The organism is Mycobacterium sp. 852002-51057_SCH5723018, assembly GCF_001667035.1.
Lineage (GTDB): Bacteria > Actinomycetota > Actinomycetes > Mycobacteriales > Mycobacteriaceae > Mycobacterium.
Map to the genome: position 1 here is coordinate 1 of NZ_LZIR01000097.1, position 15,506 is coordinate 15,506.

At 69.1% G+C, this 15,506-nt stretch carries 13 protein-coding genes and 1 tRNA gene; 9 read left to right on the top strand and 5 right to left on the bottom strand.

Annotated elements, in window-relative coordinates:
- Positions 1–27 precede the first annotated feature (27 nt).
- The 4 genes from eno to mfd all read right to left on the bottom strand — a co-directional run bounded on the left by eno (position 28) and on the right by mfd (position 7,147).
- Entirely contained in the window at positions 28–1,317 is a 1,290-nt protein-coding gene (eno, locus tag A5764_RS20525; RefSeq protein ID WP_067116325.1) for a phosphopyruvate hydratase, read from the bottom strand.
- 81 nt (positions 1,318–1,398) lie between these two features.
- Positions 1,399–2,130, bottom strand: coding sequence for a lytic transglycosylase domain-containing protein (locus A5764_RS20530; RefSeq protein WP_067116414.1), 732 nt, complete (start codon positions 2,128–2,130; stop codon positions 1,399–1,401).
- 192 nt (positions 2,131–2,322) lie between these two features.
- Positions 2,323–3,441, bottom strand: coding sequence for a nucleoside triphosphate pyrophosphohydrolase (locus A5764_RS20535; RefSeq protein WP_067116328.1), 1,119 nt, complete (start codon positions 3,439–3,441; stop codon positions 2,323–2,325).
- A gap of 49 nt (positions 3,442–3,490) precedes the next feature.
- Entirely contained in the window at positions 3,491–7,147 is a 3,657-nt protein-coding gene (gene mfd, locus A5764_RS20540) for a transcription-repair coupling factor (protein WP_067116331.1), read from the bottom strand.
- 106 nt (positions 7,148–7,253) lie between these two features.
- On the opposite strand from mfd, the gene lysA reads away from it, so the two are divergent.
- Entirely contained in the window at positions 7,254–8,606 is a 1,353-nt protein-coding gene (gene lysA / locus A5764_RS20545) for a diaminopimelate decarboxylase (RefSeq protein ID WP_067116334.1), read from the top strand.
- A gap of 6 nt (positions 8,607–8,612) precedes the next feature.
- Here lysA and A5764_RS20550 read toward each other — a convergent pair whose 3' ends face one another.
- Positions 8,613–9,206: a TetR/AcrR family transcriptional regulator gene (locus A5764_RS20550; protein ID WP_003877537.1), complete on the bottom strand. Its 594-nt coding sequence runs from the start codon at positions 9,204–9,206 to the stop codon at positions 8,613–8,615.
- A 149-nt stretch (positions 9,207–9,355) separates the two neighbouring features.
- Between A5764_RS20550 and A5764_RS20555 the strand changes: the two genes are divergently transcribed.
- From A5764_RS20555 to pth, 8 genes are all read left to right on the top strand, one after another.
- Positions 9,356–9,427, top strand: a tRNA-Gln gene (locus A5764_RS20555).
- A 100-nt stretch (positions 9,428–9,527) separates the two neighbouring features.
- Entirely contained in the window at positions 9,528–11,009 is a 1,482-nt protein-coding gene (glmU, locus tag A5764_RS20560) for a bifunctional UDP-N-acetylglucosamine diphosphorylase/glucosamine-1-phosphate N-acetyltransferase GlmU (RefSeq protein WP_067116340.1), read from the top strand.
- A gap of 100 nt (positions 11,010–11,109) precedes the next feature.
- Complete coding sequence (locus A5764_RS20565; RefSeq protein WP_067116343.1) at positions 11,110–12,090, top strand: ribose-phosphate diphosphokinase; 981 nt, start codon at positions 11,110–11,112, stop codon at positions 12,088–12,090.
- Positions 12,091–12,435, top strand: coding sequence for an arsenate reductase (glutaredoxin) (gene arsC / locus A5764_RS20570; protein WP_067116346.1), 345 nt, complete (start codon positions 12,091–12,093; stop codon positions 12,433–12,435).
- Between the two features lie 2 nt (positions 12,436–12,437).
- The gene (locus A5764_RS20575) at positions 12,438–13,073 is read left to right on the top strand and encodes an LpqN/LpqT family lipoprotein (protein WP_067116418.1); all 636 of its coding nucleotides are present in this window, start codon (positions 12,438–12,440) and stop codon (positions 13,071–13,073) included.
- Between the two features lie 147 nt (positions 13,074–13,220).
- Positions 13,221–14,090, top strand: coding sequence for an oxidoreductase (locus tag A5764_RS20580; RefSeq protein ID WP_067116349.1), 870 nt, complete (start codon positions 13,221–13,223; stop codon positions 14,088–14,090).
- 136 nt (positions 14,091–14,226) lie between these two features.
- Positions 14,227–14,889 carry a 50S ribosomal protein L25/general stress protein Ctc gene (locus A5764_RS20585; RefSeq protein ID WP_067116351.1) on the top strand — a complete coding sequence of 221 codons (663 nt, stop codon included), beginning with the start codon at positions 14,227–14,229 and terminating at the stop codon, positions 14,887–14,889.
- A 12-nt stretch (positions 14,890–14,901) separates the two neighbouring features.
- Positions 14,902–15,477 (top strand): aminoacyl-tRNA hydrolase, encoded by a 576-nt coding sequence (pth, locus tag A5764_RS20590; protein ID WP_067116354.1) that lies wholly within the window; start codon positions 14,902–14,904, stop codon positions 15,475–15,477.
- Positions 15,478–15,506: the final 29 nt, after the last annotated feature.

The following is a 15,506-nucleotide window of genomic DNA, read 5'->3' on the forward strand; positions in this document are numbered from 1 at the left end:
CGTTTCGGATCGGGCTTGCCGGCCAAGCTATCTGGACTCCGGCACGTATCGGGGGAAGGCCAGATCGCCGGCGAAGCGGGCGGCGTCGCCGAGGGCCTCCTCGATCCGCAACAGCTGGTTGTATTTGGCGACGCGCTCGCTGCGGGCCGGCGCACCGGTCTTGATCTGACCGCAGCCGACGGCCACCGCCAGGTCGGCGATCGTGGTGTCTTCCGTCTCGCCGCTGCGGTGGCTCATCATCGTGCGATACCCGCTGTGGTGAGCCAGGGCGACGGCGTCGAGCGTCTCGGTCAGCGTGCCGATCTGATTCACCTTGACCAGCAACGCATTTGCCACGCCCTTTTCTATGCCCTCTTCGAGCCGCTCGGGATTGGTGACGAAGATGTCGTCGCCGACGATTTGCACCCGCTCGCCGATCGACGCGGTCAGGGTTGCCCAACCCTCCCAATCGTCCTCTGCCAGCGGGTCTTCGAGGGACACCAAGGGATACGAGCCGAGCAGGCCGGCGTAGAACTCGGCCATCTGCTCGGCGGTGCGCGTGCTGCCTTCGAAGGCGTAGCCGGTGCCGTCGGTGTAGAACTCGGTGGCGGCCGCGTCGAGGGCCAGCGCTACGTCGGCGCCGAGCTTGAAACCCGCGGACTCGATGGCCCGGCCGATCAGGTCCAGCGCCGCGGTGGTGCCGGCAACATCGGGGGCAAAGCCGCCCTCGTCGCCCAGGCCGGTGGAGAGGCCCTCCTTCTTCAGCACCGACTTCAGCGAGTGGTACACCTCGGCGCCCCAACGCAACGCCTCGGCGAAGCTGGGCGCGCCGATCGGGGCCACCATGAACTCCTGGATGTCGACCGCGGTGTCGGCGTGCGCACCACCGTTGAGGATGTTCATCATCGGCACCGGCAGGATATGCGCGTTGGGCCCGCCGATGTAGCGGAACAGCGGCAGGTCGGCCGAATCGGCGGCCGCTTTGGCCACGGCCAGGGAGACGCCGAGGATCGCGTTGCCGCCCAGCCGCGACTTGTCCGGGGTGCCGTCGAGGTCCACCAGCGCCTGGTCCACCAACCGCTGATCGTCGGCGCTGAGCCCGATCACCGCCGGGCCGATCTCGTCGAGCACCGATTGCACCGCCTTTTGCACGCCCTTGCCGCCGTAACGCTCACCGCCGTCACGCAACTCGACGGCCTCGTGCTCGCCGGTCGACGCGCCGGACGGGACCGCCGCCCGGGCAAACGTCCCGTCCATCAGAGCTATCTCGACCTCGACCGTCGGGTTACCGCGGGAGTCGAGGATCTCGCGGGCCCCGACCTGCTCGATAATCGGCACTGGGTTCTCCTTGCGTAGACTTTGCCTGGTAGCTGGTGCAGGCCTCGGGGCCGCCTTTAGCGTAGAGCCTGCTACATCCTGCTACAGCGGGTGACCCGCCGCGTAGGCGGTCGCCCAGTCCCGCACCGCCCGCGCGTAGATGCCGGAGTTGTTGTAGGCCCGCAGCGCGGTGATCCACCCCCGCGGCGTCCCGAGATCTTTTCCGCGCCAACACAGATACCCCGCGGCAGCCAGCGCCGCATCGTCGATGTTGTCCGGGCTGACCACGCCGTCGTTGTGGGCGTCAACCCCATACAACCGCCACGTCTCCGGAATGAACTGCATCGGTCCCATCGCCCGCACCACGCCCGCGGCGTCGGTTCCCGCGCCCTCCTCGGCGTCGACGATGCGTAGGGTGCCGCCGCTGCCGTCCAGGCGAACTCCCCGAATGGGCGGGCTCACATCTCCGTTGGGTGACAGCGTCGCACCCCGGTAGGTGCCGTGGTGGCTCTCGACCTGCCCGATGCCGGCCAGCGTGGTCCACGCGATGCGGCACTTCGGGTTCTCCACCTCGGCGACCCGGGCGGCGTAGGCGTACGCCTCCAGCGCGATGACCGGGATCTCCAGCGCAGTCGACCGTTGCTCGGCCCACTGCCGCAACTGATCCGCGGGCCGACCGCTGACGTGGGTGTCCACCGGCGGCACCGGATCCCCCGCCGGTGGGGGGACGCCGTCGGGGATGAACAGGCTGAGCTGCCAGGTGCAACTGGAGGCCAGCAGCATGGCGGTCGCGCCGATCACCGCGGCCGCACGCAACCAACGTCTCGGCGTCACCATGCTTCCTTAAGCTCCCCTGAACTCCCCTGCACAAACCTCGGCACGACCATCGTCCCACGCGTTTCGGGGCTATCCGGTCGATTCGGGGCCCAAGCGCACCGATTCGTCGCCGGTTTCAGCTAATCATCGGTTAGCTACCAGCAACTTTGGCAATCGCGACGGCGACGACGCCCGCCCGGCCGAACCGCCCTATTTGCGGCCCTTGCGCCGCTTGGAGCCGCCTTCGTGCGCCTTGGCCGGTGCCTGGGGCTCGTCGTCGGCGCCGCCGGACTCGTCGTCGCCGCCGGACTCGTCGGCGTCCGCTGCGCTGTCGTCGGGCGAGCCCACCGGTTCTTCCGTGACCGGCGGCTGGGAGTCGATCGCCGGTTGGCCGGACGGCCAGTGCGCGCGCCACTCCTCGTCGCTGACTTCGCCGAGCGGCGCCACATCGAATTCTTCGGGAACGCTGCCCCCGCGGCGCGTCGCGGCAACCGCCCGCTCCACGCCGCGGACCGTATCGACAAACTCCAAAACCGCCGTGCGCAGCACGCTTTCCGCGTCAATGTCGGCCGAGATGGAGACGGACCTGATCTCGTCGGGGATCAGATCTGAAGGCAGGCCGGCCTTCTCGGCACGCTGAATCACCTTCTGCGCCAACGCCAATGCCGGCTGACCGATGTGGACGTCGTCCATCACGGAGTTCCGCGGCTTTTCGGCCGCCTTGCGCTCTTCCCACTGCGCCAGCTGTTCTTCGAGCGAAATCGATTGCCCGGCAAGCACTCCGGGCACCCGATTGCCCAGTTTGCGCATCAGCGTGACGGCGACGTCGTCGATGGTGAAGGGAAACTGGGGGGCGTCCTCGGCGATGCGGGCGTGGAAGAGCACCTGCAGCAACACGTCGCCGAGTTCTTCGCGCACCTGGTCGGCGTTGCCGCGGCGGACCGCGTCGAGCAGCTCGTAGGTCTCCTCCAGCAGGAACCTGCGCAACGAGTCGTGGGTTTGCTCGCTTTCCCACGGCCCGGCGGTGCGCAGCTTGTCCATCAGCGCGACGGCGTCGACGAGTCGTTCGCCGCGCGGCGTGTCCGGCGCCGAGATCAACCGGGCTCCGGCGGCCAACCGCGCGGTGACGGCGGGGTGGTCCCGATCCGACGACAGCAGCACCGGCGCTGGAGCATTGGGGTCGCCGGAATGCACCGGCCGCGCGGCGGGCAGCGACCACGGCACGGCGACGGGCATCTCCTCGGTGTACTGCACCTCGCCGGTGAGGTGCTCGATGGCCTCGACGGGCACCAGCGATGGGCGGCGGGGGTCGAACAAGACGACGATCATCAGCGCCGCTCCTCCTCGGCGCTTGGCGCTGCATCGTCGCCGGCGCGGATCATCGTGCTTGCCGTTCCTCACTGGACATCGGGGCTGGTGAACTGGTTATACCAACATCTTGCTGTGGCTTTCCCTGCAGCGCCGTCACCAGGTTGGCCACCATCTGCACCAACTCGACATCGCGCAGCCGTGGCGCGCCGATACCCCCGGCGGCCCGGGGAATGGGGACCTGCACCGTGGCCGTCGTGGCGCGGTAGTGCGCCGCCGGATACATCCGCTTGAGGCGCACCTGCGCCGAATCCAGCAGCGTCACCGGCGACAGCCGCACGGTCGCCGCCGATGGGGCCGACACCTCGGTGATGCCCGCGGCGCGGCACACCAGCCGCAGCCGCGCCACCGCCACCAGCCGCTCGGCGGGTTCGGGCAGCGCCCCGTAGCGGTCGATCAGCTCCTCCACGACGGCGTCGATCTCGCCGTCGGTGGACGCCGCGGCCAGCCGCCGGTAGCCCTCGAGGCGCAGCCGGTCGCTGGCGATGTAGTCGGGCGGCAGGTGGGCGTCCACCGGCAGGTCGATCCGCACATCCTTGGGCTCTTCGGGGCTGGTGACCGTCTCGCCGTCGGCGGCCGCCCGGTACGCCTCCACCGCCTCGCCGACCAGCCGCACGTACAGGTCGAACCCGACCCCGGCGACGTGCCCGGACTGCTCGACCCCCAGCACGTTGCCGGCGCCGCGGATCTCGAGGTCCTTCAGCGCGACGGCCATCCCGGCGCCCAGCTCGTTGTTCTGTGCGATGGTTGCCAACCGGTCGTAGGCGGTCTCGGTCAGCGGCACATGCGGCGGATACAGGAAATAGGCATACCCGCGCTCGCGGCTGCGGCCGACGCGCCCGCGCAACTGGTGCAGTTGGGAGAGCCCGAAGGTGTCGGCGCGCTCCACGATCAACGTGTTGGCGTTGGAGATGTCCAGGCCGGTCTCCACGATCGTGGTGCACACCAGGATGTCGTATTCGCGGTTCCAGAACCCCGCCACGGTGCGTTCCAGCCGATCCTCGGGCATCTGCCCGTGCGCGACCACGACGCGGGCCTCGGGCACCAGCTCGCGGACCCGCGCCGCCGCCGCGTCGATCGAGCTGACCCGGTTGTGCACGTAGAATGCCTGACCGTCGCGCAGCAGCTCGCGCCTCAGGGCGGCGGCGATCTGCTTGTCGTCGTGCGGGCCGACGTAGGTCAGCACCGGATAGCGCTCCTCGGGCGGCGTCAGGATCGTCGACATCTCGCGGATCCCGGCCAGGCTCATCTCCAGCGTGCGCGGGATCGGGGTGGCGCTCATGGTGAGCACGTCGACGTGGGTGCGCAGCGACTTGATGTGCTCCTTGTGTTCGACGCCGAACCGCTGCTCCTCGTCGACGACGACCAGGCCCAGGTCCTTCCAGCGCACGCCCGTCTGCAACAGCCGGTGCGTGCCGATCACGATGTCCACGGTCCCGTCGGCCAGGCCCTCGATCACTGCGCGGGACTCGGTGGAGTCGGTGAACCGGGACAGGCCCTTGACGGTCACCGGGAAGTCGGCCATGCGCTCGCTGAACGTCTGCAGGTGCTGGTCGGCCAACAGCGTGGTGGGCACCAGCACGGCGACCTGTTTGCCGTCCTGGACCGCCTTGAACGCCGCCCGGACCGCGATCTCGGTCTTCCCGTAGCCGACGTCGCCGCAGACCACCCGGTCCATCGGGATCGGCTTTTCCATATCGCCCTTGACCTCGGTGATCGCGGTGAGCTGGTCGACGGTTTCGGTGAAGCCGAACGCGTCTTCCATCTCGGCCTGCCAGGGGGTGTCCGGCCCGAACGCGTGGCCCGCGCTGGCCTGCCGTTTGGCGTACAGGGCGACCAGCTCGCCGGCGATCTCGCGCACCGCGCGGCGCGCCTTGGTCTTGGTGTTGGCCCAGTCGCTGCCGCCGAGCTTGCTCAGCGCCGGCGCCTGCCCGCCGACGTAGCGCGACAGCTGGTCCAGGGAGTCCATCGGGACGTACAGCTTGTCGGAACCCCCGCCCCGCTTGCTGGAGGCGTACTCCAGCACCAGGTACTCGCGGCGCGCACCCCCAACGGTGCGTTCGGTCATCTCCACGAAGCGCCCGATGCCGTGCTGGTCGTGCACCACCAGGTCGCCGGCTGTGAGCGCCAGCGGGTCGACGGTGTTGCGCCGCTTGGCCGCCAGCCGCTTACCCTCGACGGCCGTCGCCCGGTTGCCGGTCAGGTCGGTCTCGGTGATGACGACGAGGTTGGCGTCGGGTATGACGACCCCGTCGTGCAGCGGCCCCTTGAGCACGCCGACGACCCCCTGCTTGGGGGCAGCGCCGGGTTCCAGCATCGCGGCGGGCGTGTCGGACTCGGCGAGCCGCTCCACCACGCGATGGGCGGTGCCCGTCCCGGGCGCGACCACCGCGGCGTAGCCGCCCGTCGTCACGTGCGCGCGCAGCATGGCGAAGATGCCGTCGATGTCGTGCTGGTGCCCGCGCGCCGACGGCGCCGCCCGGACATCGAGCTCCACAGCCGATTCGTCGGAAAGCTGGCTGAGGGTCCACCACGGATGGCCCGACCGGGCCGCGGCGGCCCGCACGTCGTCCAATTCGGCGAACCCGGACCCACCGAATTGCGCCACGTCGACGGGCGCGTCCGTTCCCAGCGCAGCGACAGACCAGGACGCCTCGAGGAATTCGCTGCCCGTCTTGATCAGGTCGGCGGCCCTGCGGCGCACCTTTTCGGGGTCGCACAGCAACACCGGAGTGCCAGCGGCCAGCTGGTCGGTGAGCAGCACGTGCTCGCCGGGCCGAAGCACCGGGAGCAGCGCCTCCATGCCATCGACCGCGATGCCCTCGGCCAGCTTGGCCAGCATGTCGGTCACACTGCCGGTGATGGCGGGCTCGCCCGTGGAGTGCCGGGCGGCCAGCGCGGCGGCCCGCTCCCGCACGTCGGCGGTGAGCAGCAGTTCGCGGCAGGCCATCGCGATGACGGTGTCGACCTCGATCTCGGGAATCGAGCGCTGATCGGCGACTGCGAACATCCGCATCTCGCTGACCTCGTCACCCCAGAACTCGATGCGCACGGGGTGCTCGGCAGTCGGTGGGAAGACGTCGAGAATCCCGCCGCGCACGGCGAACTCGCCGCGCCGGCCGACCATGTCCACCCTGGTGTAAGCCAGCTCGACGAGCCGGGCGATGACGTCCTCGAAGGCGATCTCCTGGCCGACGGCCAAGGTGACCGGTTCGACCCGGCCCAGCTGCGGCGTCATCGGCTGCAGCAGCGAGCGCACCGCGGTCACCACCACCCGCAAAGGTGGCCCGAGCCGCGCGTCATCGGGATGGGCCAGCCGGCGCAGCACCATCAAACGGGTCCCGACGGTGTCGATCCCGGGCGAGAGCCGTTCGTGCGGAAGGGTTTCCCAGGACGGGAAGGCGGCCACGGCGTCGCCGAAGACGCCGCGCAGCTCGGCGGTGAGGTCGTCGGCTTCGCGCCCGGTCGCGGTGACCACGAGCAAGGGACCCAGCCGCGCCAGCGCGCCGGCGACGAACACCCGGGCGCTGGCCGGACCGACCAGGCTCAGCTCGCCCGGTCGGGCCGCCGCGCTGTCGATGAGCTGTTGGAAGGTCGGCGCGGTCAGCGCCAGATCCACGAGCCCCGCGATCGGGGTTTCTGGGCGAGCAGGCCCCGGTGCGGTCATGATGAATCCATTCTAGGTGCGCCCAATTCATCAAAATTGGGCCCGGCACCGTCAAGGGATCGTAAGAAAAGCGCCACCCGAGACTGGGTGGGCGCACGGTGGACTCATGACATTGCTGGACATCTTGCCGTCGATCGGGAAAGCGGCCTCGCGGCGATTCGACCCAACGATCTGGCCGGTCACCACGCGCTCCGACGAGGAGGGCCGGCTCTGCGTAGGCGACGTGTCGCTGGCCGATATCGCCGACGAGTTCGGCACCCCGACGTACGTCGTCGACGAGGCCGACTTCCGCCACCGCGCCCGCCGGTATCGCCGGGCCCTGCGGGGAACCGAGGTGGTCTACGCCGGAAAGTCGCTGCTGAGCACCGCGGTGGCGCGGTGGGCGCGCGAAGAGGACCTAGGGGTCGACGTCTGCTCGAGCGGTGAGCTGGCCGTCGCCCTGGCCGGCGGAGTGGATCCGGCACGCATCGTCCTGCACGGCAACGCGAAACCGCCCGATGAGCTGCGCGACGCCGTGCGGGTCGGGGTCGGGCGCATCGTGCTGGATTCGTGCATCGAGATCGCCTACCTCGCGGGCTTGGCGCGGCGGCGCCAGCCGGTGCTCGTCCGGGTGGCCCCCGACTTTTCCGCAAGGGCAGATCTTCACGGGCACCGCGCGGTGACGACCGGCATCAGCGACCAGAAGTTCGGGTTCAGCCTGGACGGTGATCACACCGCCGACGCGATCAAGCGGGTCCTGGCCCATCCGATCCTCGACCTGGTCGGGCTGCACTGCCATATCGGCTCGCAGGTCACCGACGCCGGCCTGTACGGCGAGGCGATCCGCCGGATGATCGCCGCCATGGCCGACGTCCGCGCCCACCACAGGGTCATCCTCACCGAGCTCAACATCGGCGGTGGCCACGCCATCCCCTACGCCGCCGGCGACCGCGAGCTGAACCTCGACGAGCTCGGCCGGGTCATCGAGGACGCGGTCGACGAGGCCTGCGCCGCCGAGCACTTCCCCCGGCCGAGGATCGTGGTCGAACCCGGGCGCGGCATCAGCGGCCGCGCCGGGGTGACGCTGTACCGGGTGTGCTCGGTGAAGACGCGACCGGGTGGCCGCACCTTCGTGGCCGTCGACGGCGGGATGAGCGACAACCCGCGGGTGTCGCTCTACGGTGCCCAGTACACCGTCGCGCTGGCCAACCGGCATCCGGTGGGACCCAGGCAGCGCGTCAGCATCGCCGGCCGGCACTGCGAAGCGGGCGACGAGATCGCCCGGGACATCGAGCTACCGGCGGACGTGCGCCCCGGCGACGTGCTGGCCGTGGCCTGCACCGGCGCCTACCACCACAGCATGGCGTCGAACTACAACATGGTCGGCCGGCCGCCCCTGGTGTCGGTCAAAGACGGCCGGGCCCGCACGTTGGTCCGGCGAGAAACGACGGCCGACGTGCTGCTGCGCGACTGCGGCTAGCCCGGGCTATTCGTCCTGCAACCGCGGGTCGGCCTCCAGGTGGGTCAGGCCGTTCCACATCAGGTTGACCAGGTGCGCGGCGACCACTTCCTTCTTGGGCTCGCGCGTATCGAGCCACCACTGCGCCGTCATCGACACCGAGCCCACCAGCGCCTGGGCATACAACGGCGCCAGGTCCGGATCCAGGCCGCGGCGGGCGAAGTCGCCGGCCAGGATGGAACTGACCTGGCTGACGGCGTCGTTGAGCAGGCTCGAGTAGGTGCCCGAGCTGATCGCGGCCGGGGAGTCGCGGATCATGATCCGGAAGCCGTCGGTGCGCTCCTCGACGTAGGTGAGCAACGCCAGCGCGACCCGCTCCACCCGCACCCGCGAGCGGTTGTTGGTCAGCGACGACGTGATGCCGTCCAGCAGCGCCGACATCTCGCGGTCGACGACGACGGCGTACAGGCCCTCCTTGCCGCCGAAATGCTCGTAGACCACCGGTTTGGACACGTTGGCCCGCAGCGCGATCTCTTCGATCGAGGTGCCCTCGTAGCCGCGCTCGGCGAACAGCGAGCGGGCAATGCCGATCAGTTGCTGGCGGCGCTCGCTGCCGGTCATCCGGGCGCGCGGCGGCCGCACCTCTTTATCCGGCTCTTTTTGCGTTTGGGGGTCCAGAACGGCCACGTCAATCAGCGTATCGGTTCGGCGCGCCGAGGCCGTCCCGTCTAGAGTCTTGATGGCGCAGGCCGACGGGCCTGGGTACGCAATCCGTCGTGGTGTAATCGGCAGCACATCAGATTTTGGTTCTGAGAGTTCAGGTTCGAGTCCTGGCGACGGAGCCCGAAAAAGGCCTCGCTCTTTGCTTCGAGCGTGCACAAAATGACACGCTTGACGGCGTGTACAGACACGCACGCTCGCGGTGAGGGTTAAGGAGAGTTGATGTCGTTTCGCGGTGACACCGCGGTCCTGGTCCTGGCGGCCGGGCCCGGCACCCGGATGCGGTCCGACACCCCGAAGGTGCTGCACACCCTCGCCGGCCGCAGCATGCTGTCGCATTCGCTGCACGCGATCGCCAAGGTGGCGCCGCAGCATCTGGTCGTGGTCCTGGGCCATGATCACCAGCGCATCGCGCCCCTGGTCACCGGACTGGCCGACACGCTCGGGCGCACCATCGACGTGGCGCTGCAGGACCGACCGATGGGCACCGGCCACGCGGTCGGCTGCGGCCTGTCGGCCCTGCCCGACGACTTCGCCGGCATCGTCGTCGTCACCTCGGGCGATACGCCGCTGCTGGACTCCGACACCGTGGCCGGTCTGATCGCGACCCACAGCGCGGCGTCGGCCGCGGTCACGGTGCTGACCACGACGCTTGTCGACCCCACCGGGTACGGCCGCATCCTGCGCACCCAGGACGGCGAGCTCACGGCGATCGTCGAACACACCGACGCGACGCCCTCCCAGCGCGAGATCCGCGAGGTCAACGCCGGCGTCTACGCCTTCGACATCGCCGCGCTGCGGTCGGCTCTGAGCCGGCTGAGCGCCAACAATGCCCAGCAGGAGCTGTACCTCACCGACGTCGTGGCCATCGTCCGCGGCGACGGCCAGACCGTGCACGCCCAGCACGTCGACGACAGCGCGCTGGTCGCCGGTGTCAACAACCGCGTGCAGCTGTCCGAACTGGGCGCCGAGCTCAACCGCCGCATCGTCGCGGCCCATCAAATGTCCGGCGTGACCATCGTCGACCCGGCCACCACCTGGATCGACGTCGACGTGAGCATCGGCCGTGACACCGTCATCCGCCCGGGGACCGAGCTGCTCGGCGCCACCCGGATCGGCGCGCGGTGCGTGGTGGGCCCCGGCACCACCCTGACCGACGTCACCGTCGGTGACGGCGCGTCGGTGGTCCGCACCCACGGCGCGTCGTCGTCGATCGGGGACGGCGCCACGGTCGGCCCCTTCACGTACCTGAGGCCCGGCACCGTGCTCGGCACCGAGGGGAAGCTGGGCGCGTTCGTCGAGACCAAGAACTCCACCATCGGGGCCGGCACCAAGGTCCCGCACCTGACCTACGTCGGCGACGCCGACATCGGCGACCACAGCAACATCGGGGCGTCCAGCGTCTTCGTCAACTACGACGGCGAATCCAAGGCCCGCACCACCGTCGGCTCGCACGTGCGCACCGGGTCGGACACCATGTTCGTGGCGCCGGTGAGCATCGGTGATGGGGCCTACACCGGCGCCGGCACGGTGGTACGCGACGACGTCCCGCCGGGTGCGCTGGCGGTGTCGGCGGGACCGCAACGCAACATCGAGGGCTGGGTGCAGCGCAAGCGGCCGGGCAGCGCGTCCGCGGAGGCGGCGGACAGGGCGGCCAAGGCCCCCGACGACGGCCCGTCGCCGGAATCCGAACAGACACCGTGAGTTCGTTACCTGGCAACCCGGCCACATTTCCGTACGATTCGCTACGTACGATGAGGCGTTCCATCACTTATCTCGATCCCGATACGGCGAGGGCAGCACGGTGAGCCACGACTGGACCGATAACCGCAAAAACTTAATGCTGTTCTCCGGCCGCGCGCACCCTGAGCTGGCCGAACAGGTGGCCAAAGAACTCGACGTCCACGTCACCGCGCAGACGGCGCGGGAATTCGCCAACGGCGAGATATTCGTGCGCTTCCACGAGTCGGTGCGCGGAAGTGACGCGTTCGTGCTGCAGTCGAACCCGGCGCCGGTGAACAACTGGCTGATGGAACAGCTGATCATGATCGACGCGCTCAAGCGGGGCAGCGCCAAGAGGATCACCGCCGTCATGCCGTTCTACCCCTACGCGCGGCAGGACAAGAAGCACCGCGGCCGCGAACCGATCTCGGCGCGACTGGTCGCCGACCTGCTCAAGACGGCGGGTGCCGACCGGATCGTGACCGTCGACCTGCACACCGACCAGATCCAGGGTTTCTTCGACGGACCTGTCGACCACATGCGCGCCCAGAACCTGCTGACCGGATACATCAAGGACAACTACCCTGACGGCAACATGGTGGTGGTCTCCCCCGACTCCGGCCGCGTGCGCATCGCCGAGAAGTGGGCCGACGCGCTGGGCGGGGTACCGCTGGCCTTCATTCACAAGACGCGCGACCCGCGCGTGCCCAACCAGGTGGTCTCCAACCGCGTCGTCGGCGAGGTCGGCGGGCGGACCTGTGTGCTGATCGACGACATGATCGACACCGGCGGCACCATTGCCGGCGCGGTGCAGCTGCTGCGCGAGGACGGCGCCAGCGACGTGGTGATCGCCGCGACGCACGGGGTGCTGTCCGACCCGGCGGCCCAGCGCCTGGCGGCCTGCGGCGCGCGGGAGGTGATCGTCACGAACACCCTGCCGATCGACGAGGAGAAACGCTTCCCCCAGCTCACGGTCCTGTCGATCGCTCCGCTGCTGGCCAGCACCATTCGCGCCGTCTTCGAAAACGGCTCAGTCACAGGGCTGTTCGACGGGGACGCCTAGATGGCCGACACCGTCATCTACCATAACCCCAAATGCAGCACCTCCCGCAAGACGCTGGATCTCTTGCGCGACAACGGCATTGAGCCCACTATCGTTCAGTACCTGAAAACCCCGCCGTCGCGCTCCGAGCTGGTCCAGATGATCCGCGACGCCGGCATCGACGTGCGCCCCGCGGTGCGCAAGCGCGAACCGATGTACGCCGAACTGGGCCTCGCCGATGCGACCGACGACGAGTTGCTCGACGCGATGGCCGAACACCCGATCCTGATCGAACGGCCGTTTGTTGTGACCCCGAACGGGACCCGCCTGGCCCGGCCGATCGACGCGGTCCGTGAGATTCTGTGAAACTGTTGCCCGCCGCAGCCGCGGTGGTCATATTGTCTGTGGCGGGGTGCGCGCCGAAAGCCCCTGACTACCAGTCGATCCTGACGCACAGTTCGACCACCACTACCACCACCCGAGTCGAGAAGCCCGTCCCGTTGTCCCAGTACCTGCAAAGCATCGGGGTGACCGGCCAGCAGGTGGCGCCGGGCAGCCTGCCCGATTTGACCGTGTCGATACCGACGCCGCCGGGCTGGTCGCCGTATACGAATCCGAACATCACGCCGGAGACGCTGATCATCTCCAATGGCAACAAGTACCCGACCGCGCGGCTGGTGGTGTTCAAGCTGCGCGGGGATTTCGACCCGAGCCAGGTCATCAAGCACGGCAACGACGACGCCCAGCTGTTCGAGAACTTCAAGCAGCTGGACGCCTCGACGGCGGACTACAACGGTTTTCCGTCATCGGAAATCCAGGGCAGCTACGACCTGGAAGGCACGCGGCTGCACAGCTGGAACCGGATCGTCATCCCCACCGGATCGCCGCCGGCCAACCAGCGATACCTGGTTCAGCTGACCATCACCAGCCTGGCCGACCAGGCCGTCGCGCAGTCCACCGACATCGAGGCGATCATTCACGGGTTTGTGGTGGCCGCAAAGTAATTGGCGGCTGTCGCGTCACACCTGTCGCAGCAGTCACGGCACGCGAAGGACTATGCACGATGTGTCCGCCTCCGAACGACAGTTCAGCCGCGGAGGCCGGCGGCTTCCTGGACAAGCTGAACTCGGACTTCACTAAGGTGGTCAGCCATGACCGACTGGACCGCCGCCGATCTGCCGTCGTTCGCCGGGCGCACCGTGATCATCACCGGCGCCAACAGCGGCCTCGGCGCCGTGACGGCCCGCGAGCTATCGCGCAAGGGCGCCCAAATCATCATGGCCGTCCGCAACACGAGCAAGGGCCAGGACGCCGCACAGCAGATGACCGGTCACGTCGAGGTGCGACAACTCGACCTGCAGGACCTGTCGTCGGTGCGCCGGTTCGCCGGCGGCGTGGACTCCGCCGACATGCTGATCAACAACGCCGGCATCATGGCCGCCCCCTACAAGCTGACCGTCGACGGCTTCGAGAGCCAGATCGGCACCAACCATCTCGGTCATTTCGCCCTCACCAATCTGCTGCTGCCCAAGCTCACCGACCGGGTCGTCACGGTGTCGTCGATGGCGCACTGGCCGGGCCGCATCGACTTCGACGACCTGAACTGGAAAAACCGCCGCTACTCCCCCTGGCTGGCCTACAGCCAGTCCAAGCTCGCCAACCTGCTGTTCACCAGCGAGCTGCAGCGACGCCTCGAGGCGGTCGGGTCGCCGCTGCGCGCGCTGGCCGCCCACCCCGGCTACTCGCACACCAACCTGCAAGGCGCCTCCGGGCGCAAGCTGGGTGACGCGCTGATGTCGGCGGCCACCCGGGTGATCGCCACCGACGCCGACTACGGCGCCCGGCAAACCCTGTACGCGGTGTCGCAGGACCTGCCCGGCGACACGTTCGTCGGCCCCCGGTTCGGCTATTTCGGCCGCACGCAGCCGATCGGGCGCAGTCGGCGGGCGAAAGACGCCGCCACCGCCAGGGCGCTGTGGGAGCTATCCGAGCAGCTCACCGGCGCCAAATTTCCGCTCTGAGCCGCATATGCGCTAACCTGGCCGGGCGTCACGGCGAGGGTGGCTGACACAGCACCGTTATCGACGGAGACCGACTCACAGTCGCGAACCTTGCCGTGCCCCCGAACGAAGGCACTGAGCACACAGGAGCGACACGATGGCTAAATCCGCAGTCAACCAACTCACCGCCACGGTGCGGACCGAGACCGGCAAGGGCGCGTCCCGGCGGGCCCGGCGCGAGGGCAAGATTCCCGCCGTCCTCTACGGCCACGGCGCCGAGCCCCAGCACCTGGAATTGCCCGGGCACGACTTCGCCGCCGTGCTGCGGCATGCGGGCACCAACGCGGTGCTGACGCTCGACGTCGCGGGTAAGGAACAGTTCGCGCTGACCAAGGCGCTCGACATTCACCCGATCCGCCGCACCATCCAGCACGCCGACCTGCTGGTCGTGCGCCGCGGTGAGAAGGTCACCGTCGAGGTCAGCGTCATCGTGGAGGGTGACGCCGGCCCCGACACCCTGGTCACCCAGGAGACCAACGCCATCGAGATCGAGGCCGAGGCCCTGTCGATTCCCGAGCAGCTGACGGTGTCCGTGGAGGGCGCCGAGGCGGGCACCCAGTTCACCGCCGGGCAGATCCCGCTGCCGCGCGGCGTAACCCTGGTTTCCGACCCGGACACGCTGGTGGTCAACGTGGTGAACGCGCCGACCGCCGCAGACCTCGCGGAAGAGGGCGCCGGCGAGGTTGCCGAGGGCGCAGAGCCGGCGGCCGCGGAAGAAGAGGGCGACGAGGCCGAGGCGTCGGCCGACGAGTCCGAGTAGGCGGCCAGCGACGTGGCCGAACCACTTTTGGTGGTCGGCCTGGGCAACCCCGGAGACAACTACGCCCGCACCCGGCACAACCTCGGCTTCATGGTTGCCGACCTGCTCGCCGGGCGGCTGGGCGCGAAGTTCAAGGCGCACAAGCGTTCCGGCGCCGAAGCGGTGACCGGCCGGCTGGCCGGGCACTCGATGGTGTTGGCCAAGTCGCGCTGCTACATGAACGAGTCCGGCCGCCAGGTGGGGCCGCTGGCGAAGTTCTACTCGGTCGCCCCGGCCGACATCATCGTCATCCACGACGACCTCGATCTCGAGTTCGGCCGCATCCGGCTCAAGATCGGTGGCGGCGAAGGGGGTCACAATGGGCTGCGCTCGGTGGCAGCGGCGTTGGGCACCAAGGACTTTCAGCGGGTGCGCATCGGGATCGGCCGTCCGCCCGGGCGCAAGGACCCGGCGGCGTTCGTGCTGGAAAACTTCACCGCCGCCGAGCGCGCCGAGGTCCCGACGATCTGCGAGCAGGCGGCCGACGCCACCGAGTTGCTCATCGAACTGGGAATGGAGCCGGCGCAGAACGTCGTCCACGCCTGGTGAGTGGGCACCGCTAGACGCAGGGCCCTGCG